General features: G+C 40.9%; 24 protein-coding genes and 2 pseudogenes. 2 read left to right on the forward strand and 24 right to left on the reverse strand.

Features of this window, described 5'->3' with window-relative positions:
- Positions 1–4: 4 nt before the first annotated feature.
- The 14 genes and pseudogenes from DWX73_RS07820 to DWX73_RS07885 all read right to left on the reverse strand — a co-directional run bounded on the left by DWX73_RS07820 (position 5) and on the right by DWX73_RS07885 (position 9,488).
- Positions 5–565 (reverse strand): DUF1788 domain-containing protein, encoded by a 561-nt coding sequence (locus DWX73_RS07820; RefSeq protein WP_055219002.1) that lies wholly within the window; start codon positions 563–565, stop codon positions 5–7.
- A gap of 10 nt (positions 566–575) precedes the next feature.
- Entirely contained in the window at positions 576–1,181 is a 606-nt protein-coding gene (locus DWX73_RS07825; RefSeq protein WP_118348290.1) for a DUF1819 family protein, read from the reverse strand.
- 14 nt (positions 1,182–1,195) lie between these two features.
- On the reverse strand, positions 1,196–1,414 hold the full coding sequence (locus DWX73_RS07830; RefSeq protein WP_002578407.1) for a helix-turn-helix domain-containing protein: 219 nt from the start codon (positions 1,412–1,414) through the stop codon (positions 1,196–1,198).
- A gap of 130 nt (positions 1,415–1,544) precedes the next feature.
- On the reverse strand, positions 1,545–1,793 hold the full coding sequence (locus tag DWX73_RS07835) for a hypothetical protein (RefSeq protein ID WP_147334781.1): 249 nt from the start codon (positions 1,791–1,793) through the stop codon (positions 1,545–1,547).
- Positions 1,794–1,806: 13 nt separating this feature from the next.
- Positions 1,807–3,048 (reverse strand): relaxase/mobilization nuclease domain-containing protein, encoded by a 1,242-nt coding sequence (locus DWX73_RS07840; protein WP_242996723.1) that lies wholly within the window; start codon positions 3,046–3,048, stop codon positions 1,807–1,809.
- The gene (locus DWX73_RS07845) at positions 2,997–3,377 is read right to left on the reverse strand and encodes a plasmid mobilization protein (protein WP_118348292.1); all 381 of its coding nucleotides are present in this window, start codon (positions 3,375–3,377) and stop codon (positions 2,997–2,999) included. Before DWX73_RS07845 ends, DWX73_RS07840 begins: the two co-directional genes overlap by 52 nt.
- 350 nt (positions 3,378–3,727) lie before the next feature.
- The gene (locus DWX73_RS13645) at positions 3,728–3,991 is read right to left on the reverse strand and encodes a hypothetical protein (protein WP_173794820.1); all 264 of its coding nucleotides are present in this window, start codon (positions 3,989–3,991) and stop codon (positions 3,728–3,730) included.
- 156 nt (positions 3,992–4,147) lie between these two features.
- A complete protein-coding gene (locus tag DWX73_RS07855) occupies positions 4,148–4,600 on the reverse strand; it encodes a hypothetical protein (RefSeq protein ID WP_118348293.1) in 453 nt (150 codons plus the stop codon).
- A pseudogene (locus tag DWX73_RS07860) lies at positions 4,597–5,540 on the reverse strand (ParM/StbA family protein). The gene DWX73_RS07855 and the pseudogene DWX73_RS07860 overlap by 4 nt, the downstream one beginning before the upstream one ends.
- 251 nt (positions 5,541–5,791) lie before the next feature.
- Complete coding sequence (locus tag DWX73_RS07865) at positions 5,792–6,106, reverse strand: helix-turn-helix domain-containing protein (protein ID WP_019162573.1); 315 nt, start codon at positions 6,104–6,106, stop codon at positions 5,792–5,794.
- A 123-nt stretch (positions 6,107–6,229) separates the two neighbouring features.
- Positions 6,230–6,577 carry a TnpV protein gene (locus DWX73_RS07870; RefSeq protein WP_055220253.1) on the reverse strand — a complete coding sequence of 116 codons (348 nt, stop codon included), beginning with the start codon at positions 6,575–6,577 and terminating at the stop codon, positions 6,230–6,232.
- 188 nt (positions 6,578–6,765) lie between these two features.
- Positions 6,766–8,105, reverse strand: a pseudogene (locus DWX73_RS07875) (replication-associated recombination protein A).
- Between the two features lie 2 nt (positions 8,106–8,107).
- The gene (locus tag DWX73_RS07880; protein ID WP_118348294.1) at positions 8,108–8,833 is read right to left on the reverse strand and encodes a tRNA threonylcarbamoyladenosine dehydratase; all 726 of its coding nucleotides are present in this window, start codon (positions 8,831–8,833) and stop codon (positions 8,108–8,110) included.
- Positions 8,834–8,861: 28 nt separating this feature from the next.
- Positions 8,862–9,488, reverse strand: coding sequence for a polysaccharide deacetylase family protein (locus DWX73_RS07885; protein ID WP_118348295.1), 627 nt, complete (start codon positions 9,486–9,488; stop codon positions 8,862–8,864).
- 317 nt (positions 9,489–9,805) lie between these two features.
- Here DWX73_RS07885 and DWX73_RS07895 point away from each other — a divergent pair, with 317 nt between their 5' ends.
- Positions 9,806–11,167: an MATE family efflux transporter gene (locus tag DWX73_RS07895; RefSeq protein ID WP_118348297.1), complete on the forward strand. Its 1,362-nt coding sequence runs from the start codon at positions 9,806–9,808 to the stop codon at positions 11,165–11,167.
- Between the two features lie 93 nt (positions 11,168–11,260).
- Here the strand turns inward: DWX73_RS07895 and DWX73_RS07900 are convergent, their stop codons facing one another.
- Both DWX73_RS07900 and DWX73_RS07905 read right to left on the reverse strand, forming a co-directional pair.
- The gene (locus DWX73_RS07900) at positions 11,261–11,872 is read right to left on the reverse strand and encodes a flavin reductase family protein (RefSeq protein WP_118348298.1); all 612 of its coding nucleotides are present in this window, start codon (positions 11,870–11,872) and stop codon (positions 11,261–11,263) included.
- Positions 11,873–11,901: 29 nt separating this feature from the next.
- Positions 11,902–13,551 (reverse strand): putative manganese-dependent inorganic diphosphatase, encoded by a 1,650-nt coding sequence (locus DWX73_RS07905; RefSeq protein ID WP_118348299.1) that lies wholly within the window; start codon positions 13,549–13,551, stop codon positions 11,902–11,904.
- A gap of 159 nt (positions 13,552–13,710) precedes the next feature.
- Between DWX73_RS07905 and DWX73_RS07910 the strand changes: the two genes are divergently transcribed.
- Entirely contained in the window at positions 13,711–14,385 is a 675-nt protein-coding gene (locus DWX73_RS07910) for a S1 RNA-binding domain-containing protein (protein ID WP_118348300.1), read from the forward strand.
- A gap of 130 nt (positions 14,386–14,515) precedes the next feature.
- On the opposite strand, the gene DWX73_RS14300 is transcribed toward DWX73_RS07910, so the two are convergent.
- From DWX73_RS14300 to DWX73_RS07940, 8 genes are all read right to left on the reverse strand, one after another.
- A complete protein-coding gene (locus DWX73_RS14300; RefSeq protein ID WP_278321092.1) occupies positions 14,516–14,650 on the reverse strand; it encodes a hypothetical protein in 135 nt (44 codons plus the stop codon).
- Complete coding sequence (locus DWX73_RS13990) at positions 14,650–14,883, reverse strand: hypothetical protein (RefSeq protein WP_242996724.1); 234 nt, start codon at positions 14,881–14,883, stop codon at positions 14,650–14,652. Before DWX73_RS13990 ends, DWX73_RS14300 begins: the two co-directional genes overlap by 1 nt.
- Before the next feature lie 51 nt (positions 14,884–14,934).
- Entirely contained in the window at positions 14,935–15,765 is an 831-nt protein-coding gene (locus tag DWX73_RS07920; protein ID WP_278321093.1) for an ATP-binding cassette domain-containing protein, read from the reverse strand.
- Positions 15,766–15,867: 102 nt separating this feature from the next.
- Positions 15,868–16,908 (reverse strand): ABC transporter ATP-binding protein, encoded by a 1,041-nt coding sequence (locus DWX73_RS07925; RefSeq protein WP_118348301.1) that lies wholly within the window; start codon positions 16,906–16,908, stop codon positions 15,868–15,870.
- Between the two features lie 14 nt (positions 16,909–16,922).
- A complete protein-coding gene (locus DWX73_RS13995; protein ID WP_330413551.1) occupies positions 16,923–17,513 on the reverse strand; it encodes an ABC transporter permease in 591 nt (196 codons plus the stop codon).
- Positions 17,504–17,848, reverse strand: a complete 345-nt coding sequence (locus DWX73_RS14000; RefSeq protein ID WP_242996726.1) for a hypothetical protein — start codon at positions 17,846–17,848, stop codon at positions 17,504–17,506. The genes DWX73_RS13995 and DWX73_RS14000 overlap by 10 nt, the downstream gene beginning before the upstream one ends.
- Positions 17,848–18,798, reverse strand: a complete 951-nt coding sequence (locus tag DWX73_RS07935; RefSeq protein ID WP_118348302.1) for an ABC transporter permease — start codon at positions 18,796–18,798, stop codon at positions 17,848–17,850. The genes DWX73_RS14000 and DWX73_RS07935 overlap by 1 nt, the downstream gene beginning before the upstream one ends.
- Positions 18,798–20,735 (reverse strand): ABC transporter substrate-binding protein, encoded by a 1,938-nt coding sequence (locus tag DWX73_RS07940; RefSeq protein WP_118348303.1) that lies wholly within the window; start codon positions 20,733–20,735, stop codon positions 18,798–18,800. The genes DWX73_RS07935 and DWX73_RS07940 overlap by 1 nt, the downstream gene beginning before the upstream one ends.
- Positions 20,736–20,922: the final 187 nt, after the last annotated feature.

A 20,922-nucleotide genomic window follows, 5' to 3' on the forward strand; every position in this document is an offset into this window, starting at 1 on the left:
CCCCTTAATCTATGACATTGAATGCCCGGTAATAATCATTTGGTGTCAAACGATTGAACAGTTTTACATGACGACCATCAAACTCACCCGGATACATAACCAAAATCGGAACATCCGAAAAATACGGTTGCAAGGCTTCCAGTAACGTATGGATTCTCATAAACGGGAACACCTCGCCCACACCTGTCAGCATCAGTACATCACCCGGTTCGTGTGGCTCATACTGGATTTTATCAATGAACTCTCCATTGCCGATTGCGGAGTTAAGCTGCTCCAGAAGATAAGCACTTCCGTCAGCTTCTTCCATATCGGGAATCGCATCTGTGATGTCCATATCATCACAGATAGAGAGAAATGTTTTATATAAATTACAAACAATTAAATGGCAATCTAAGGACTGATCGGTTTCCAACTGATTCACAAAATGGCGGACAACCATTTCGTTCTCCGGTTCATAACAGAAGATTCTGATATTCACCTCATTGCTGAGTCCTTTGCCTTCCAGGAACTCCGGTTCCTGAATCAATGCCCGAACTTTGTCCAGGCGTTCTTTTATGTCACTCATTGGCTACCTCCTAAAAAAAGCAATTAAACGCTGGCAGTATCGCCGTATCGCCATTGCTTCTGATGGCATTCTCCAAAACAGAATGCAGCCATACTGGATTCAAATGATCTGCCTTGAGGTTGTCGAGATATTCTGTTTCGACAAGCACTCTGGCAATAATCTGTTTTAACTTTGTTATTGTAGTATCGCTCCAGGAAGCCACAGTATCATTCTGCTCCTGCAAGCGCATAAAAAATGTATTCAAATCAATCTTACCAAAAGACGTGTCCCTTAATCTGTACTTCTCACCAATGACTGTCAGCATAAATTCCCAAACCAGTCGGCTCTGCTTCATCAAAGCATAAAGACAAATCTGTTTTGCTACATCCGTTGGCTGTGACGCAATCGCAGCAACCAGCGAATCATCTTCCAGTGCATGAAGCCGTTTTATACAAGCTTTTGCCATGCGTGTGATAGATTTTTCCGTTGGGTACTGGAAAAGATTCTGCTCTACAATTTCTTTTACAATCGCATCATTGGAAATTCCTTCTACCATTAGCTTTGCGGTAGAACGCATTTCGTAGAAAAGGAACGGCTCTCTGGTCAAAGACGCAATATAAGGATAAGAATGATCCATGTCCCCGTACCTCCTTACTGCTCTTCTTTTTTATCCGGAACAAATTCCATGATATCTCCCACGTCACAATTCAAAGCAGAACATATCTTTGACAGAATCTCTGTACTTACATTTTCATCTTTTGATAATCGAGACATCGTTGTTGTACTAACTCCTGTCATTGCACGCAAATCTTTCTTCATCATTTCTTTATCAATCAACAATTTCCACAATTTCTTGTAACTAACTGCCATTTTTTCACCTCAATCTTATTTGCTTGAAATATCTGTTCACATGGTATTTATCATCATATCATAAAAATGCGTTTCAAACAATCTAGTCTATCAAAAATCATAATTCAATTCTGAAATATCGCATTTAAAATCACAAGAAGCACAGCTTAATAAGACAAGCTGAAAGTACAAGTGCCACTATATATCCGATTCCACAGAAAAATTTTATCTCGTTTATTTTCTCTGATTGCAATCTTATCCTTTTTTTTAATTTTTGCACTTCCTTCTCAGCTTTCTTTCTATTCTGTTCCGCCTGATACTTTAATGACTGTAATTGTTTTTCTGCTTCTTTTTGTTTTCTATATGCCTCATCAACAGCTTGCACAGATGATTTATTCACCTGTATCTGCAATTTAGAGTTCTGGTCCCGAACGTCTTTTATTTCTTCTTCGAGCTGCTCTTGCTCGCTCCTGCTCTTCAAGCCGTTTCTGTTCCTCAAATCGTCGTTGTTCTTCTGAAGCGATTGATTCAGCTTCTGCGTTTCGGACAGTTCGGTTGTCAAACGATGAATTTCGTCGTTTAATTTCCGAATTTCGTCTTGCATTTCGTGATTCTCGAAGAATAGCTTCTGTTTTTCCATTTTCAGCTTGTGTGTCCTTTCCTGAAATTTCTGGATAAACTCGTTCATCTTCTGATTTCTCACCTGTAACTCGTCTCTCTCTTCCGTCACTAGCTCCAGTGACGCCGCCTGTTCCTTCGCAAGCTGCTTCCACTTGTCGGTAGTATCCGGCAAGCTCTTCATCTGCTCCGTTTGTTCGTTCTGCTTCGGCTCGTACCCTTTCGTAATTTCCATTAAATTCATTCTCTAGTCCCTCCTTGCTGATATCCAGATGAAATGTTTTTGACAGATTGCTGTCTCTCACCTTCTTCCCATCCTGGTTCTGAAAAGTAATGTGCTTCCGTTTCTCTGTCCAGTTTACATTCCATCCAAACTGTTTCATTTTTTCTATAAACTTTTCTTTGCTGATACAATTTTCCAGTGCTTTTAACACTGCCATTGCACAATCCGCTACAAAGCTGTCTTTCACCTGCTGTCGGAACAGATTATATTTATCTTTGCTCCATGCAATGACTTCCCCTTTTTCAATCTGGCTTCCATCAAAGTGCTTTCCTTTCTCGGCAACTGTCAGTCCACGTTCCCGGCACATCTGATTGGTAAGCTGTTTCATACGTTCCAGATCCTTTTTGGTGTTATGCAGTTTTCTTCCATCTTCATAACTCACTGAATTAGTAACCAGATGGCAGTGGATATGATCTTTATCCTTATGCACAGCCACTAAGGTCTGGAATTCACTGAACCAATTTTCTGCAAACTCTTTTCCAAATTCTAATGCCTGCTCCGGAGTAATCTGCTCGTCCTTATGCCAGGAAATAATGTTATGAGCGTACATTCTCCCAGAATCTTTATCCCACATCTTCTTTTCTTCCAGAAAGGTTCTGTACACCAGATCATAATTAATCTCGTCATGACAGTACGGGCCTGTTACACAGGTAAATAATTCGTTGGTCTTGTCCTGTCGCAAAACATATTCGATGCAGTTTCTCATTGCTCCATGTGTATTTGTCCGCTTATTAATCGTCTTATTAATAGCCATATCTTTTCACTCTCCTTCCGGTACTTAAGAATATTTTTATTGAGGAAATACAGCGTACTGTCATTTGGAACTTCTCCATCTATATGCAGCTTTCTTGCAATCTGATTGATATTTGTAGTAGCTCCCCGGAGCTGACTGATAATATCTGCAAACATCTGGTTCAATCTTTTTAGTTCTTCCACTTCCTCTGTAGAAGCTATCTTCAAATCTGCGATTGCTTTTATTACAACTTCTTGCTGTGTTCTTCCGGATTCCTTTACTTTGCTTTGAAGCAGCTCATATTCCTTTTTATTCATCCGTATAGTTACTGTATGATTTCGTTTTCTCATAGGCTTTTGTCTCCTTTCTTTGCCTGATTTTTCATTCTTTATTAACAGACACAGCGTTTTGGTGTATATTGGCAGGAGATTTATAAGAGAGTGCAACGCTCTCTTATACAGGTGCAGGACAGAGTCCTAGTCAATCAGTAAGTGTTCCGTAGGAATGTCCGGTGGACATTTCGCAGGAATACTTACGCCATTGACGTGCCGGGGTTCCAAGGGGCAGAGCCTCTGGCAAGTTTAGGAACAGCCCAAAGGCTGGGTCCGGTGCAGAGTGGCTTGCCACTTTGCGAAACTTGCCTGTCATCTCCCCACCACTGAACCGACACCCACCAAGCCATATTTTCCACCCTACGTTATCAGATCAAAATGGAGATGACGGTGGTTTTGTGGTGCAGGGACAGACTGTGGAAGAAATAGAAAAGCTCCCATTTCGATAGATTTTCTCTTTCTGAGACAGGCTGTTCCTGCATCACTCCGATGCGAAGTATCGGACAATCATGTGCCGTATCCGGCACTCTATTCTTTTCTTCGCCTTGCTTGTTCAATCCACCCATCTGCCAACGCTTTTCTGTTATATTTTTCCGTAATTTCTGTCTTTCTTTTTCTGGATCTCTTTCCATTTCTGCTAAAAGACATAAAAATAGCAGTCATAAACATTTCTCCAATTCATAATGTCTGAAATGCCACCACTGCCATTGTCTTTTTCTGCTATTCTGTTTCCGTAAAACTTTCCTTACTGTCAGTCTGTTTTCCTGTTACTGCTATTTCATAACCATCTAAAAACTGTCTGCAAAATCCAGTGCTGCATCCATATCAGCTTCTTTCTCCCAGTCCAGATTATCTTCTGCGATCTCTCCATCCGTTTTCTCCATTGTTAGTGTTCTGTCCGACAGATTAATTTCTCCTACCGATTCTTTTACAAACGGTACAAGCATTTCAATCAGGTTCTTCGCCATAGCCATCGGAACGGATTCTTTTACTCCATCCCGGATAGCTGTTTCCACCCTTTCCAGAAAAGCATCTTCCTTTTCTCTGGTTTCCAGATACGGATCTGCTTCATTCCGGTATTCTCTGGAAAAATAATCGTTTAAAGCAACTACAACTGCTCTGGTGTACGATTTATATTTTTCCCTGTCCATCGTCTGCAAATATTCCCATGCCTGCCTGTCCTGTTCATCACAAAGATTCAAACGGATATTTGTGTTGATGATTTTCCGTTCTTTTCTCATACAAGCATCCCTCCGTTTCTCTGGATTTTCCTTACGGTCATTGCTTCATAGCCTTTCGCTGTGGCACAGATGTCCCGTACAATTGTCACCCGGCTCTTGTCACATTCTCCAAAATTCTGGATCATACAACCGCCACCGCCGACCACATACAGACGCATCAGTTCTGGATATATTCCCGTTCTCTCAGCTTATGAAAGATTTCTTTCGTATAATCTCCGGCAGCTTTACGAATGACTGTCAGATATTTCTCACCAATATCTGCTGTCCCGGTACGGATCACCTGCTCAATCACCAGATCGTCCACCACTGTTCCCAGTTCTTTCAACAAGGATTCCCTTACAGCAAGCACACACTGATGCGTTCCATATTTCTCTGTAAAGCATTTCTTCTCTAATGGACGGGAATTATTAATATACATGATATTCATAGTTCCATTTCCAATATCTACCAGCATATTGATGCCTTTGAAATCCTGTAAGCGGTAAAAGGCTGCAGCAAATCCCTGTGGGTAAATATCAGCACCTGCAAACTCCACATGATAGTCTTTGTTACGGAATGTAAAATCCACACTTTCATTCTGGAGAAGATATTTCTGAAAGTCTTCTTTCTGTGTAGCTACCCAGGTAAGGGGAAGTCCAGCTGCGATATGTACCGTTGCCCGGTTCATACCGTTCCCATCCAGTTCCCTTGCAATAGCTGCCAGTGTCAGCACATAATAGTCCTCATCCTGCGTTTTCTCCGCACAGAACTCCTTGTGTTCCTCTCCGATCTGGTAATACATGCCATTGTAAACAAGAAGATTGTCCTGAAAGATTGGCTCCTTGTCATATCTGGCTACACCGGATGGAAAGCATCTGGTAGCTGTTTTCATGTTTCCATACCCATGATCAATCCCGATCACCATAACTGTTTCATTTCTGTTATTTTTCATCATTCTCATAATCATACCTCATTCTTTCTTTTCTTATCCAATCCTATTAATACTTACGTGAATTGATAAGATGGATATTTTATTTACTGGTTCTTTAATAATTCATATTTAATAACATGGATTATTAATAGCAACGGTTTGTCCAGTATGGGATTTACCATATCTGGTTTTCCTATTTTCTGATGTCCGGAGATAGAAATTTTCTATGACCTGATTGTCCAAAATTGGACTATCCACCCTTAGGCACTTCTCTTCTCCACTTAATCATTTTCTTCTCCTAATGGAACTTCCCGGATAATATATTCGGTATCGCCATAAAAGCCATACTCATTACGCAATCTATGACGTTCCACATATCCATGATGCTCTAATTCCTTAATTGCAGAACGAACAGAATCAATCCCATCTCTGCTCAATGTTGCCAGTCCTTGCATATTGTAATTCCAGTCATCTGGCAAACTTAACATCAGCGATAATAGACCTTTCGCTTTCAATGTCAGATTCTTATTCTTGAAATGATGATTACTCATTACCGTAAAATTCTTAGTTCTCTCTACACGAAAAATCTGTGCCATGCTCCCATCCTCCTTTCCAGTTCAAAAGAAAAAGACGCAAGCCATATCTTATGACTCACGTCTTACTTCGCTCACAATATTCTATTTTTATCAGTTACCTGCCAGATTAGTTACTGGCAATCCTTATACATAAATCAATTCTTTCAGGATAATCTCTTCTGCAATCGCTCTGTGCTGATTGGCAGCTCTTACCCATGCCATCTGATCTTTCTCCTTATCCGGCAGTGGTTCTTTTTCTTCCAACTGTTTCAGAATCACTTCTTCCCGTTCCCTGGCTGCCTTGTCCACTTCCAGAAGATGCTCTCCAATCGTATCCTGCAGAAGCATCACCTGATAGGTTGAATTTCGATGGTTTTTCAGATAATCTCTGCGAAGAAAACCATACTTGCCAAGTTGCTCCATCTGTTCACCGGATTTATAGGTGAGATTCGGGATCAGATATCCATTTACATTTGTATACGTTAATTTCATTTTATTAGCACTCTCCATTTCTCATCATTTTTTGACCACAAATTTACGACATTTACGACAAATCTGACACTGCTTTACAATACCAGACAAAATGACCGATGCCCCGGAAATCCTGTAAAACAGGCACTTCTAGGATACACAAGACAGGCCAAAAATCGACTTCCATTATCAAGTATTGAGTGCTAATATTATTTTTTTTCTTCCTCTTGATACCCTCTGACACCAATCTGCCGGAATCTGTCGCGAATCACTTTCTCATATCCAAGTTCGCCCGGAATATAAAACCGTTCACCCTTCACTTCATCCGGCAGGTACTGCTGTTCGACATAGTGATTCGGATAATCATGGGCATATTTGTAACCGATTCCATGCCCCAGATTCTCATGTCCCCGATAATGTGCATCCTGCAAATGTGCCGGAACAGTTGTTTTATGCTGTTTTACACAATCCATTGCCGCCGCAATGGCATTTACCGCTGCATTGCTCTTTGGCGCACATGCCACATAACTCGCCGCCTGGGATAAAATAATCTGTGATTCCGGCATTCCAATCCGCTCTACTGCCTGTGCAGCTGATACTGCCACTGTCAGCGCCATTGGATCTGCATTTCCCACATCCTCCGATGCACAGATCATGATTCTTCTCGCTATAAACTTCACATCTTCGCCTGCATAAAGCATCTTCGCCAGATAGAACACAGCTGCATCCGGATCAGATCCTCTCATACTTTTGATAAATGCAGATACCGTATCATAATGGTTGTCTCCATTTTTGTCGTAACGCACAACTCTTCGCTGAACACACTCGGATAAGACTTCTAATGTAATATGAATCTTATCATCGCTGCTGCGGTCTGTTGTCAATACCGCAAGCTCGACTGCGTTTAAAGCCATACGGGCATCCCCACCTACAATATCTGCCAGAAATTCCTCTGCCTCTTCATCAATCTCCGCGCGGTAACTTCCCATACCTTTTTCTTTATCATATACAGCACGGTGGATCAGCTTTTTAATATCTTCCACAGAAAGCGCGTGCAGCTCAAAAATATTTGACCGGGAGATTAACGCGCTGTTTACTTCAAAATAAGGATTCTCCGTCGTTGCACCAATCAAAATAATCGTTCCATCTTCTACAAATGGAAGCAAATAATCCTGCTGACCTTTATTAAAACGATGAATCTCATCTACAAACAGAATGGTCTTGCGCTGATACATTCCCCGAATATTCTGCGCCGCTTTTACGACCTCTTCCATATCCTTCTTTCCTGCCACAGTTGCATTAATCTGTTTAAATTCTGCACTTGTCGTATTGGCAATTACTTTTGCAAGGGTTGTCTTTCCTGTTCCCGGAGGCCCATAAAAATAATAGAACTCAATTTATCTGCCTTAATTGCCCGATAAAGCAGTTTTCCCTTCCCGATAATATGCTGTTGTCCTACTACTTCTTCAAGTGTTGTCGGACGAAGCCGCGATGCAAGCGGCGACTCTTTTTCCTTTGTATTTTCTCTTACATAATCAAATAAATCCATCTTTATCCCTCTTCTATTCCTGCCAGCCGTCGAATCACCTCTCCTGCCAGAAGAAGTCCTGCGACTGGCGGCACAAATGAAACACTCCCCGGCAAAGCCCTTCTCATTCCAGTATGTTCGCCGGTGCTCTTACCCTGTATGTTGATTGGCGCTTCTTTTGAATATACAACTTGCAAATGCCGGATTCCTCTGGCTTTTAGTTCTCTCCTCATTACTTTGCAGAGAGGACAGACGCTCGTCTTACTGATATCAGCAATTTCAAAAAGTTCCGGATGCAGTTTATTCCCGGTTCCCATACTGCTGATGATCTTAATGTTACGAGCTTGTGCAAATTCTGCCAGCGCCAGCTTTGCTGTGACTGTATCAATCGCATCAATGATATAATCTACCGGTCGGTCAAATACCTGTTCCAGATTTTCCGGAAGCACAAACAGTTCATGTGTAAACACTTCCGTTTCCGGAGAAATATCTTTAATTCTTTCTCGCATGACTTCCGTCTTATATTTTCCGATGGTACTGTGATACGCAATGGACTGGCGATTAATATTCGTCAACGAAACCCTGTCATTATCTACAAGGATCAACGTTCCAATCCCACCTCTTGCCAAAGCTTCAATACAATGAGATCCTACCCCTCCAACACCAAATACGATTACCGTAGCTTCTTTCAGGCGTCTCATTCCTTCTTGTCCGAGCAACAACTCTGCTCTGGAAAATTCATTTATCATATGTCTCTCCATTTATCTTTCTATTTTGCTATTCAAAAATGAATTGGTCCGGAAGCACAAATTCAAATCCCTCTTCCTGCAAATGATCGATGATCTGAAACGCAGCTTCCACAGAACTCTGATAGCAATCATGTAATAAAATGATAGCACCATCTTTTGCCTTCGTCACTACTTTATTAACAATTTCATCTACATTTTCTGTATTCCAGTCCAACGGATCAATATTCCATAAAACAGGAATCTCCTTCAGTTTTTTTTCCAGATCTTTTTTTCGAATTCCAAACGGAGGGCGGATGAACTGTGGAATCTCTCCTGTCACACTTGAAATCGCTTCATTCGTCATAGCAATTTCCTTCATCGCAGTCTCTTCCGGGATTTTTTCAAGATCCACATGATGAAATGTATGATTTCCGATCAGATGTCCTTCCTCATATTCTCTTTTCACAAGTTCCGGATAAGCTGCTGCATTTTTCCCAATCAGAAAGAATGCAGCTTTCACATCTCGCTCTTTCAGCCCATCAAGGAGCTGTTCTGTATATCTTGGATGGGGGCCGTCATCAAACGTAATTGCGATTCTCGGCTTTTCTTCCGGAATTTCATTCCCATCCACCTTTTCTGTTTTCATCAGATCCCATTCAAGGCAGGCTGAGACCATTTTACTTCCTCCTTCTCCGCTGTCGCTGCTTCCTTCTGCTCCATATGCGGAAGGAGGATACAAGCAAAAGGAAAACTAATTTTCCTACTATTAATATCTTTCTTTTGACGTACACATTTTTCTTTTCTTTCATTATATACTGCTCCGGACGCTGCATCTCTATATGCTATGTACCCTCTTTCTTCTTTATGAAATGTTCCACAAACTTCTAAACGCAAATTCTTCATAATGCAATACAAAAATCCATTTAAAGTAGTTGCTTACTTTCTTATAATTATGTTATTATAATAAATTGGTATTTTGAAAGGAGGAAAATCATGTCAGAACAAAAACAACAAAACAAAATGGGTGTGATGCCAATCCCAAAGCTATTGATCACCATGTCTCTTCCAATGATTTTATCTATGCTCGTTCAGGCATTGTATAATGTTGTGGACAGTATTTTCGTTGCAAAATTAAACGAAGCTGCTCTTACAGCAGTATCGCTTGCCTTTCCGGTCCAGAACCTGATGATTGCCATCGCTGTCGGAACCGGTGTCGGAATCAATGCACTGCTGTCCAGATATCTTGGTGAGCATCGCTTTGACAACGCCAATGACGTTGCCAGAAATGGAATTTTTATTTCTATCATCAGTGGACTGGTATTCACAGTCATCGGTGTTTCCGGAGCAGGCACGTTCTTCCGTGCCCAGACATCCGATCCTGAAATCATCCGCTACGGCACTCAATATATGCAGATTGTAACATTTTTTGCAATTGCGATTTTCATGCAGATTGCCGGCGAACGCCTCATGCAGTCTACCGGCAAAACATTCTACAATATGGTTACGCAGGGACTTGGAGCTATCATTAACATCATTTTAGATCCAATCCTTATCTTCGGACTTTTCGGGCTTCCTCGTCTGGAAGTAGCCGGAGCTGCCATTGCTACTGTTATCGGGCAAATCGTTGCTGTTTCGCTGTCACTTTATCTGAATTGTAAGAAAAACACGGAAATCAATATTAATATGCGGCATTTCCGCCCATGTGGAAAAACAATTAAAGCAATCTATGAAATCGGTGTGCCTTCTATTATTATGCAATCCATTGGATCTTTTATGACGTTCGGAATGAACAACATTCTTTTAATGTTTTCTTCTACCGCAGCAGCCGTATTTGGCGTTTACTTTAAATTGCAAAGTTTCGTATTCATGCCAATCTTCGGGCTAAATAATGGTTTGATTCCGATTATTGCTTACAACTACGGTGCAAAAGAGCCTAAGCGAATCACTCAGGTAATCCGGCTGAGCATCTATATCGCAACCGGCATTATGCTCGTTGGACTTGTCCTTTTCCAGACAATCCCGGCAACCTTTATGGCAATGTTCGATGCTTCAGACCATATGATGGAGATCGGAGTCCCTGCGCTTCGGATCATCAGTCTCAGCTTCTTATTTGCCGGTTACTCAATTATCTGCAGTTCGGTCTACCAGGCGCTTGGCAACGGTGTCTACAGCCTCATTGTGTCTGCTGCCAGACAGCTCTTCATCATCCTTCCCGCTGCATATATTTTCGGTAAACTTTTTGGTTTACGAATGGTTTGGTGGGCATTCCCTCTGGCAGAAATCATTTCCGTGATTCTATGTACAATCTTATTAAGAAAGATTTATATACATACAGTAAAACCACTAATGGAATAAAAATCTAATCTTCTATACAATTCAATAGCTTTTGAAGCATAAAACCAGATAGCGCTGTCATAATGCGGTATGACAGACGTTATCTGGTTTTTATTATAAAACTCTATTATTTTTTTTCTTTTTCTGTGTACGTTTTTTTACCGGCTTTTTTACACTGTAACCAAAGGTTCCAATCTTCTTCCCAAGAGACAGATACTCTCCATGAGAATACGCCATCAATCCGGTATCATTCAGACAGAATTTTCCTTTCTCATTCATATATTCCTCACTGACCTGAACGGATACTACTTCAGCAAGAAACATATGATGTGTGCCAAGCTCTTTCACTTCCGTTACCTTACATTCAATATTTACCGGACACTCTTCTATAATGGGCGCAAATACAAGCTCATTCGCTTTTCCCTTTGTCAGGTGTGTTTCTTTCCACTTATCCACATCTCTTCCAGACCGCACACCACAATAATCTGTTGCCTTCGCCAACTGCTCTGTTGTAAGATTTACTACAAATTCTCCGCTCTCCCGAATCATATGATAAGAATATCGTTCCGGTCTCACAGAGATATACAGCATCGCCGGATCAGAACAAATTGTTCCGGTCCATGCCACTGTAATGATATTGGTATTTCCATTTTGATCCCCAACACTTACCATTACCGCCGGAAGCGGATACAACATATTGCCGGGACGCCATGTCTGTTTCTTCATTCTCATTTCTCCTGTTATCAAATTCTACGCTATTGCTGTATCTGGCTCATCAGCGCCGGAACAAGCTGTTTCTTTCGTGAAACAACTCCTTTCAAAAGGGCTTTCTCTTCGTCCTCCGAAAGATCAAATGCACCGATTACAATTGCTTTCGCGCCATGTCCACAGCAAAGAAGCTCTGTTGACTCTTCTATAATATTCGTCAACATAAAATAAATCATATCTAATCCATGTTTCTCGCGCAAAGCTTCCAGACAACCGGATACTTTCTCTTTAATCACATCCAGTTCTTCCTGATTCATAGAGTTAATCTGTCCCACACCAAAGGTCATTTGATTTACTGCAAATTGCTTAAAGTCCATAAAGCAGATTTCTTCTGCCGTCTTGCCCTTCAGATTGCTTCCCGCATCAAACATATTCATCGCGTGTTCTTCAATATTAATATCCGCAATTCGAGCAAGCAGCTCTGCTGTCATCTTATCAAGCGGCGTACATGTCGGAGAGCGGAACATAAGTGTATCGGAAATAATCGCCGAACAAAGCAGCGCTGCCGTCGTAGGATCAATTTCAACGCCATTCTCCTGATACATTTGATAAATGATTGTAGCTGTACATCCTACCGGCTGGTTTCGGAAAAATACCGGACCGATCGTTTCCAGATTGCCAAGTCTGTGATGATCAATGATTTCAAGGATATCTGCTTCTTCAATCCCGTCCACTGCCTGTGTCTTCTCATTATGATCCACAAGAATGACTCGTTTCTTGCGGGCTGTCATTAACCTGCGTCTGGAAATAAATCCTACAAAGCGTCCCTTCTTATCCGTCACCGGGAAATCTCTGTACTTTTTCTTTGTCATCACTTCTTTTACTTCGTCCAGCATCTCATTTGTTCGAAATCCCACAATATTGTCTTTCGTCATAAAATACTTTACCGGAATACTCTGATTAATCAGACGGGCTGCTGTAAATGTATCGTGAGGAGTGCTGATAATTACAATTTCCCGCTCCTCTGCCATCTTACGAATCGTCTTTGATACTTTTGATCCCTGTGTCACAACAAGGCAGCTTGCGTCCATTTCAATGGCACAAAGCTGTGTCTCATAACGATTCCCCACGATAACGAGATCATCTTTCTCAATGAAGTTTTCCATAAGATCCGGACTGGCTGCTGCAATGACAACTTTCCCTTTTACAAAATATCCATGCTCATTCCCTGTAATCATTTCACCGTCCAATGTATGATTAATATTACGGTACTGCGTACGGGCATTCGCCAGGATTCGGTTATCATACACATCCATATAAGATGTTGCAATATCACCGATGGTAATCATACCCTCCAGATGCTCATCTCTTGTGATCGGCATCGACTTCATATTGTCTTCTTTCATCATCTTCCATACTTCTTTGATAGAAAGATTTCCCGGCACTCCCTGCACTCTGTGAATGTCCATATCTTTGACCTGAAGATTTACATTTGTCAAAAGCGGCGGAGCTTCCACCTGGAACTTCTTCAGCACATAAGAAGTCTCTTCCGAAATCTCACCTGCACGCTTTGCAACATATTCTTCCCCTGTCAGAATTCTCTTCAAATTCGCATATGCAATTGCAGAACAGATAGAATCTGTGTCCGGATTCTTATGCCCTACAACATATACTTTTCCTGTTTTATTCATCTCCATAATCCTTCACCCCCTGAGTGATATGTCTAGCGTGCCACGTTTTTCTTCTTTCGTCAACCTTATTTTGAAAATCTTTTGAATCTTTTTCAAAACATGATATAATAGGAAAGAAGACATTGCGTAAGCAGTGTTTATAAAAGCGAAATGAGGGTGAATTGGATGAATGAAGAGTTATTAACAACAGAAACTATGGCAGACTATGAAGACCACTTTGACGATGCGAATCCATGGAATCGTGTTCAGAAATACCTTGAAGAGAAGACTGTACTTCCTGTTAAAATCGAAGGAATTGTTAACGGCGGCGCTATCGCAATGGTAGAAGGGCTCCGCGGATTCATTCCTGCTTCTAAGCTTTCTTTATCTTACATTGAAGATCTGGAAACTTATTTATTAAAAGATATTGAAGTACAGGTAATTGACGTTGACCAGGCGGAAAACCGTCTTGTTCTTTCTGCCAGAGAGCTTTTGAAGGAGAAAGCAAAAAAAGAACGTGAAGAAAAGATTTCCAACATTAAAGTTGGCGCTGTTTTAAAAGGAACTGTTGAATCACTTCAGACTTACGGAGCTTTCGTCAGCATCGGCGATGGTCTCTCCGGATTGGTACACATTTCCCAGATCAGCGATAAGCGTATCAAAACTCCGTCTGCTGTTCTTAACGTAGGCGATGAAGTTGATGTAAAAGTCATCGGAATCAAAGACGGCAAGATCAGTCTCAGTATGAAAGCGCTGATCGAAGAAGCACAGGAAGAAGAAGAAATCCATGTAGAACTTCCAAAATCAGAAGAGATTGGAACAACACTTGGAGATTTATTTAAAAACATAAAACTGTCATAATGATTCAAAAAGGTCGCGAGAAAGCTACTGTTCTAAACGCTTTTCTCACGACCTCTTTTTTATTACAATATGTGATCTGTTTACAGCGCCAGTGCAATAAAAGATGGCACAAAAAAAATTGTCGCACAAATTAAATCTCCGAGAAACCTGCACACAATCTGTTCTTCATCTGCCAATTCTCCGAAGGAATAATCTTCTCATCAACAAAATCTACAATATCTTTTGTCACATGAGCTCGTTTCTTATGCTCCTGTCTCTCTTCCATCAGATGATGAATCTAACCCCATCCATACGCAAATACTGGATCCAGGCCAGCAATACAAATACACACCCCGCCACAAAGAACGCACTTTCTACGATCGATTGATAATGATCTTGATTCAAGAACCTATCCCACAAAAGGCAGAGTACAAGTGCGACAGCAATCTTTGTAACACTCTGATATATCATTGGACGGATCATATACTTTTGAAATATGGTACGAATTTTTTTAATCATCTTGTTTCCTTCCATATATCATAAGCCAGCCTTTGACAGGCTGGCTTATTTTTAAATTTCTTTTCGATATTCTTCCAGTTCCTTCTGATTTGCGTAAACAAAATGTCCCGGAAGAATCTCTTCCCAAACTGGTCCGTCCACACTATAATCATGCATAGATGGATCGTATACGATCAGTTTCTTCTTCTTCTCCAATATCGGATCCGGAATCGGAACTGCTGATAAAAGCGCTTTTGTATATGGGTGGAATGGATGCAGGAAGAGTTCCTCTGCCTCTGCTAGTTCCACAATTCTTCCTTTATGGATTACTGCGATACGATCTGAAATAAATCTTACTACGGACAAATCGTGTGCAATAAACAAATAGGTCAGCCCTTTTGTTTTCTTTAATTCGTTCAGCAAGTTCAATACCTGTGCACGGATAGATACGTCCAGCGCAGAAATTGGCTCATCCGCAACGATGAATTCCGGCTGCATGATCAGCGCTCTGGCAATACCGATACGCTGTCTCTGTCCACCTGAGAATTCGTGCGGGAACCGGGATGCAAATTCCGGAAGCAGTCCAACTTCCTTAAGAGCATCCTGCACCTTATTATATCTATCCTGCTCATCTTTATACAGATGATGATTGATTAATCCCTCTGAGATAATATAATCTACCTTCGCACGCTCATTCAAAGATGCCTGCGGATCCTGGAAAATCATCTGACATTTCTTGATTACTTCTAAGTCCAGCTCTTTGGAAATCTTTCCGCTGATACGTTGTCCTTTGAAAAGAATCTCTCCGGCTGATACCGGATTAATTCTTGTAATCGCACGTCCGATTGTTGTCTTACCGGATCCGGACTCACCTACAAGAGAGAACGTCTCTCCTTTGTAAATATCGAAGTTACATGATCGACTGCAACAAACTTCTTCTTTCCACTTCCGAGGTAATCTGCAGATCTTTCAACTCTATTAGTTTTTCTTTTTCTGCCATAAGCCTTACCCTCTCTCTTCCATAGTTGCACGAAGACGTTTAATTGCTTCCGGCTGCTCAATCTTCGGTGCACGAGGATCAAGATACCATGTCTTCGCTTTGTGTGTAGGAGAAACCTCAAAGAATGGCGGTTCCTCTTCAAAGTCTATTGCAAGCGCTTTCTTATTACGCGGTGCAAAAGCATCACCATGAATCTCATTAAAGAGGTTCGGCGGTGTTCCTTCAATCGTCGGGAGCGGCTCTCCCTTCACGCCTAACTGCGGAAGTGAAGACAGAAGCGCCCATGTATACGGATGCCAAGCATCGTAGAAAATATCATTTACAGTACCATATTCCACAATCTGTCCTGCGTACATAACAGCTACACGGTCAGCTACATTGGCTACAACTCCAAGGTCGTGTGTAATATAAATAACTGTCATCTTCAGTTCTTTCTGAAGCTCTCGGATCAGATTCAGAATCTGTGCCTGAATCGTTACATCCAATGCTGTTGTAGGTTCATCACAGATTAGAATATCCGGATGACAGGCAACTGCGATTGCAATTACAACACGCTGTCTCATACCACCTGAGAATTCATGCGGATACTGATTAAATCTTCTTTCTGCATCCGGAATTCCTACCTTTTTTAACATCTCAAGTGCTTTACTCTTAGCTTCGGCACCTTTGATTCCCTGATTCAGTTCAATACTTTCCTGAATCTGTTTTCCCACTTTTTTCAGTGGATTCAGAGAAGTCATTGGATCCTGCATTACCATAGAAATTTTCTTTCCGCGGATTGTTCTCCAGTCTTTCTCTTTTTTATATGTTGCCAGATCCTTTCCTTCATACATGATGGATCCGTTTGTAATGCGTCCGTTAGAATCAAGCATTCCCAGGAATGATTTTGTAAATACAGATTTCCCTGAACCTGACTCCCCTACTATTGCAAGTGTTTCCCCTTCATAGAGGTCTAATGAACATCTGCGAATTGCCGTCAGCTTTTTGCCACGCAGGCTAAACTGGATTTCCACATCTTTCGCAGACAATATTGGTTCTTTTGTCATAGCGGTCCTCCAATCTATACATGGTTTCTCGGATCAGCCGCATCTGAAAATGCATTTCCGACAAGATAGAACGTAACTGTAATAATAGATACGATTACTGCCGGGAAAATCAGAAGATACGGACGTTCCAGGAAGAAGTTACGGGCATTCCGAAGCAGAATACCAAGTGACGGTGTGTCAATTCCAAGTCCAAGTCCAAGATAGGACAGTGTAGACTCAAGAGCAATCGTTGCCGGAATTGATAATGCCAGCCTCAAAATAATGATACTGATCAAATATGGTAAGATGTTCTTTGTAAGTACTCTCCATACCGGTGTTCCAAGACATCGTGATGCCAGATTGTATTCTCTGTCACGATACATAATAACAAGGTTTCGAACATTTCTCGCCATCGTAAGCCATCCAAAAGCAATCAGCGAAATACACATAATTGTAAAAGACTGTCCTACAAGCAACGCAATCAATGTCATATAGATAATAACCGGAACGTTATTAATGATATTATAAATCTCAGTTAAGATACGGTCCAGTTTACGGATATATCCCCAAAGACATCCGATAATAACACCAACAACACATTCGCCAAGTGCAACGATCAGCGCCAGCTAATAGATGTCTGTGCTGCATACCATACCTGACACCAGTAATCACGTCCCAGGTTATCTGTTCCAAACCAGAATTCACTGTTCGGTGTCTGGAATGCCAGAGCTGAATCTGCCTTCAGCGCAGTATATTCATATTTTCCAATGTGTAGTGCTACAAATGAGAAAATAACTAATGCAAAAAAAACTACAGCCATAAATACCGCTGATTTCTTTTTGAGGAAGTTCTGGAACACGGATTTCCAATAAGAATAGTCAGAATATCCGGTACGCTCTGCTGCTTCTGCTGAGTATTCTACAAACCGGAATAAATCATCTTTCTTTTCATTCTCTTTCATTATCGCGTTCCTCCTTTTCCTACAAGTTTAATTCTCGGATCAAGTAACATCATAAGGACATCACCGAGAAATACGCCAAGCGTACCAAGTACTGCATAGAGGATTACAAGTGTCTGCACAACATTAACGTCATAACGAACAATTGCATCTGTCAGAAGCGGTCCCATACCCGGTACAGAGAAGAAACGTTCTACCAGAAGTGATCCACCAATCGTATAAAGGAAAGATGCCGGAATATACTGTGCCAGCGGCACAAATGCATTCTTAAAGACATGCTTTACCATAATATTGGCAGAAGAAACACCTTTTACTCTTGCCAGCTTAATATAGTCCTTATTTAATTCATCTACCATGTAACGTCTTGTCCAAAGTGCATAGCTTGCGATAGATGCCAGAGAAAGACATACAATCGGCAATACGCTTGTCTCACCCGGATTGCGGGTAGAATAGATAGACGGATATCCCAGTACTTTTGAACCGAATGCCAACACAAGTGAATATGATACAAGACTCGGAACCGCATTTACAAATACCGTATATGCTGTACCGACATGATCAAAAAATCTGTCTTTATTCAGTGTCTGGATAATACCAATGATAACACCTACAAAAAGTGAGATCACAAGGGATATACATCCAAGTCTCATTGAAATTGTAAATTTCTCCCCGATAACATCTACAACCGGAACACCGTTCTGAATTCTTCTTGATTCACCAAAATCAAAACGAAGAACCTGCCCATAATAACGCGCCAGCTGCTCTGGTATCGGATCTAACAGTCCTGCTGCCTGTAACTGTTCATCTTTCTGTTCACGAGTAAGCTTAATCTGCTGATCTTCTGTAAAGAAGTAATCAGTTGGAAGCATACGCATCAAGAGAAAAACAATCGTTACAACAATCAGGACTGTTACAATAGATTGTAACAGTCGCTTGATTGTATACTTAAACATTATTTATTAAATTCCTCTGCGAATTTCTCGTAGTCTTCTGTAGTATAGGCTTCTGCAGAAGTCTCCCAGTTTTTGTACATATAGTTCTGAATACCAAAGATTGCATTGGATCTTGAGTACTCATTGATCTTAGATAACTGCCATGAAATTTCCAGGTTGTATGGAATTGTCATTGCATGTTCGATCATATAAGCTTCTGCTTTTGCGTAAGCTTCATATCTCTTATCATTGTCATCTGTGATAGCATTGGCTTCATTTACAAGATTTGTAAATTCTTTCCATGTAGCGATCAGTTCAGGATCTGTAGCATCATTGATATATGTATAGTAGTTTGAATAATATGCTGTATCTTCACCATATGTTTCCTGACCTAAGAAGTTCTGAACATCACCGTAGTCAGCTCCCCAACCATTCATAACGATTGAGTGAAGACGTGGGTTTGTAACTTCCTGTGTAGAGCTGGATACATATGTTCCGATATTCAGTTTTACATAGTCATCACCAAGACATTCAGAGAAGATCTGTTTCAGTACAGTTGCACCGTCAAGAGCTGCCTGTGATCCAGCCGGAATGTAGTAGTCAATTTCAACCGGGAATGTAACGCCTTTTGCTTTCAGCTCTTCCATTGCCTGTTTCTTGAATTCCTGACCTTTTTCTGTGTCAAGTCTTCTCATTGTCTTTCCGTCAGATTCCGGAAGGCCGATCAGTTCTTCAACTTTCTTAGTATATTCTGTTCCGTCTGAGAAGTATACAAGACCTTTCATTGTGTATGCTGTGTTCTCACAAACAAGCGGATTTACAAGATTTGATCTTTCATAAATCTTTGTCAGGTCAAGTCCGTAGTAAATAGACTTACGGAATGCTTCGTTTGCAACTGCTGTATTCCAGTTTGTATCGTCTGTTCCATCTTCGTTCTTCTTAGCATAGTTGAACTTCATCTGATAAGAGTATTTCTTTGGAAGTTTCTCTGTTAAGTAATCATGATACTTGTTACTCTCATCTTCATAAATAGTTCTTAAGTTTGCTTCTGACAAGTCAATGTTATCAATTTCACCTGTCTCATAAAGAGAATATCCCACAGTTGTATCTTCGATTAATTTTACTGTAACTGTATCGAAAAGCTTACAGTCTTTATCCCAGTATTTCTCGTTCTTTGTAAGAGTCTTTGTATTACCCTGAATGAACTCTGTCAGGATGTATGGTCCATTGTACCATAACTGGTCGATTCCAGCTGATTTTACATTCTCAACACCGATTTCATCAAAGAATGCCTGAGAAATCGGATACAGACATGCTGATACTGCAAGTGTATCAAAATACGGCGTTGGAGCTGCACAGTGGTAAACAACTGTGTAATCATCCGGTGTCTCAATTCCAACCATTTCTTTGAATTTTTCTTTATCTAATGCTAATGCTTCTTCAGCTGAAAGTCCTGCTGTGTATTCGCGGTATTCTTTCGCACCTTTAATTGTTGCAATTGGCATAGATGCATTGTTACCTGCATCGTTCTTGTGTGAGTTCAAAATCCACTCAAGTGCTGTCACATAGTCATCAGCGATCATGTCAGCCTTTTCATTTCCTTGCTGGTCTACCCATTTCACATCATCTCTTAATTTGAATGTCCATGTAAGACCTGCGTCCTCTGTACCCCATTCTGTTGCGATACCGGCAATGAGCTTACCTTTTTCATCTGTTTCAAGAAGACCTTCATTCGTATTACAAAGTACGTTCAAGTCATTTGCCATCTCTGTGTTCAGAACGAATACGTTCTCCATCTCACGGCTAGGAACCTCAAAAGTTACAAGATCCTTGATTTCTTCTGCTGCTCCGTCTTTTCCTTTGTCAGATCCGCCTTTTTTACCGCTTCCGCAGCCAACAGCTGATACTGCAAGTGCAGCTGCAAGTACAACTGCAAGCCATTTTGCTCTTTTTTTCATAACCTCTTCCTCCTTTTTATTAAGGTATGTGATAAAATCTGTAAAAAGTACAGTTTTTATCTGGACTACAGTACAAGAAAAATGTATCTTTATGCATCAATTATGAATCTTTAATCATTATAAGGATGTTTTTCATAAGATTGTGCATTTTTTTTATTTTTCCGCGTAATGTAAGTGTTATTAGTTT

The sequence above is a fragment of the Coprococcus sp. AF21-14LB genome (genome assembly GCF_003458885.1).
Classification (GTDB): domain Bacteria; phylum Bacillota; class Clostridia; order Lachnospirales; family Lachnospiraceae; genus UBA9414.

Excerpts from the sequence above, each read along its gene's own strand:
- DWX73_RS07820 (WP_055219002.1), bottom strand. The coding sequence starts at position 565 with ATGAGTGACATAAAAGAACGCCTGGACAAAGTTCGGGCATTGATTCAG.
- DWX73_RS07825 (WP_118348290.1), bottom strand. The coding sequence starts at position 1,181 with ATGGATCATTCTTATCCTTATATTGCGTCTTTGACCAGAGAGCCGTTC.
- DWX73_RS07830 (WP_002578407.1), bottom strand. The coding sequence starts at position 1,414 with ATGGCAGTTAGTTACAAGAAATTGTGGAAATTGTTGATTGATAAAGAA.
- DWX73_RS07840 (WP_242996723.1), bottom strand. The coding sequence starts at position 3,048 with ATGGCTATTAATAAGACGATTAATAAGCGGACAAATACACATGGAGCA.
- DWX73_RS07845 (WP_118348292.1), bottom strand. The coding sequence starts at position 3,377 with ATGAGAAAACGAAATCATACAGTAACTATACGGATGAATAAAAAGGAA.
- DWX73_RS13645 (WP_173794820.1), bottom strand. The coding sequence starts at position 3,991 with ATGGAAAGAGATCCAGAAAAAGAAAGACAGAAATTACGGAAAAATATA.
- DWX73_RS07855 (WP_118348293.1), bottom strand. The coding sequence starts at position 4,600 with ATGAGAAAAGAACGGAAAATCATCAACACAAATATCCGTTTGAATCTT.
- DWX73_RS07865 (WP_019162573.1), bottom strand. The coding sequence starts at position 6,106 with ATGGCACAGATTTTTCGTGTAGAGAGAACTAAGAATTTTACGGTAATG.
- DWX73_RS07870 (WP_055220253.1), bottom strand. The coding sequence starts at position 6,577 with ATGAAATTAACGTATACAAATGTAAATGGATATCTGATCCCGAATCTC.
- DWX73_RS07880 (WP_118348294.1), bottom strand. The coding sequence starts at position 8,833 with ATGATAAATGAATTTTCCAGAGCAGAGTTGTTGCTCGGACAAGAAGGA.
- DWX73_RS07885 (WP_118348295.1), bottom strand. The coding sequence starts at position 9,488 with ATGGTCTCAGCCTGCCTTGAATGGGATCTGATGAAAACAGAAAAGGTG.
- DWX73_RS07895 (WP_118348297.1), top strand. The coding sequence starts at position 9,806 with ATGTCAGAACAAAAACAACAAAACAAAATGGGTGTGATGCCAATCCCA.
- DWX73_RS07900 (WP_118348298.1), bottom strand. The coding sequence starts at position 11,872 with ATGAAGAAACAGACATGGCGTCCCGGCAATATGTTGTATCCGCTTCCG.
- DWX73_RS07905 (WP_118348299.1), bottom strand. The coding sequence starts at position 13,551 with ATGGAGATGAATAAAACAGGAAAAGTATATGTTGTAGGGCATAAGAAT.
- DWX73_RS07910 (WP_118348300.1), top strand. The coding sequence starts at position 13,711 with ATGAATGAAGAGTTATTAACAACAGAAACTATGGCAGACTATGAAGAC.
- DWX73_RS14300 (WP_278321092.1), bottom strand. The coding sequence starts at position 14,650 with ATGGAAGAGAGACAGGAGCATAAGAAACGAGCTCATGTGACAAAAGAT.
- DWX73_RS13990 (WP_242996724.1), bottom strand. The coding sequence starts at position 14,883 with ATGATTAAAAAAATTCGTACCATATTTCAAAAGTATATGATCCGTCCA.
- DWX73_RS07925 (WP_118348301.1), bottom strand. The coding sequence starts at position 16,908 with ATGACAAAAGAACCAATATTGTCTGCGAAAGATGTGGAAATCCAGTTT.
- DWX73_RS14000 (WP_242996726.1), bottom strand. The coding sequence starts at position 17,848 with ATGAAAGAGAATGAAAAGAAAGATGATTTATTCCGGTTTGTAGAATAC.
- DWX73_RS07935 (WP_118348302.1), bottom strand. The coding sequence starts at position 18,798 with ATGTTTAAGTATACAATCAAGCGACTGTTACAATCTATTGTAACAGTC.
- DWX73_RS07940 (WP_118348303.1), bottom strand. The coding sequence starts at position 20,735 with ATGAAAAAAAGAGCAAAATGGCTTGCAGTTGTACTTGCAGCTGCACTT.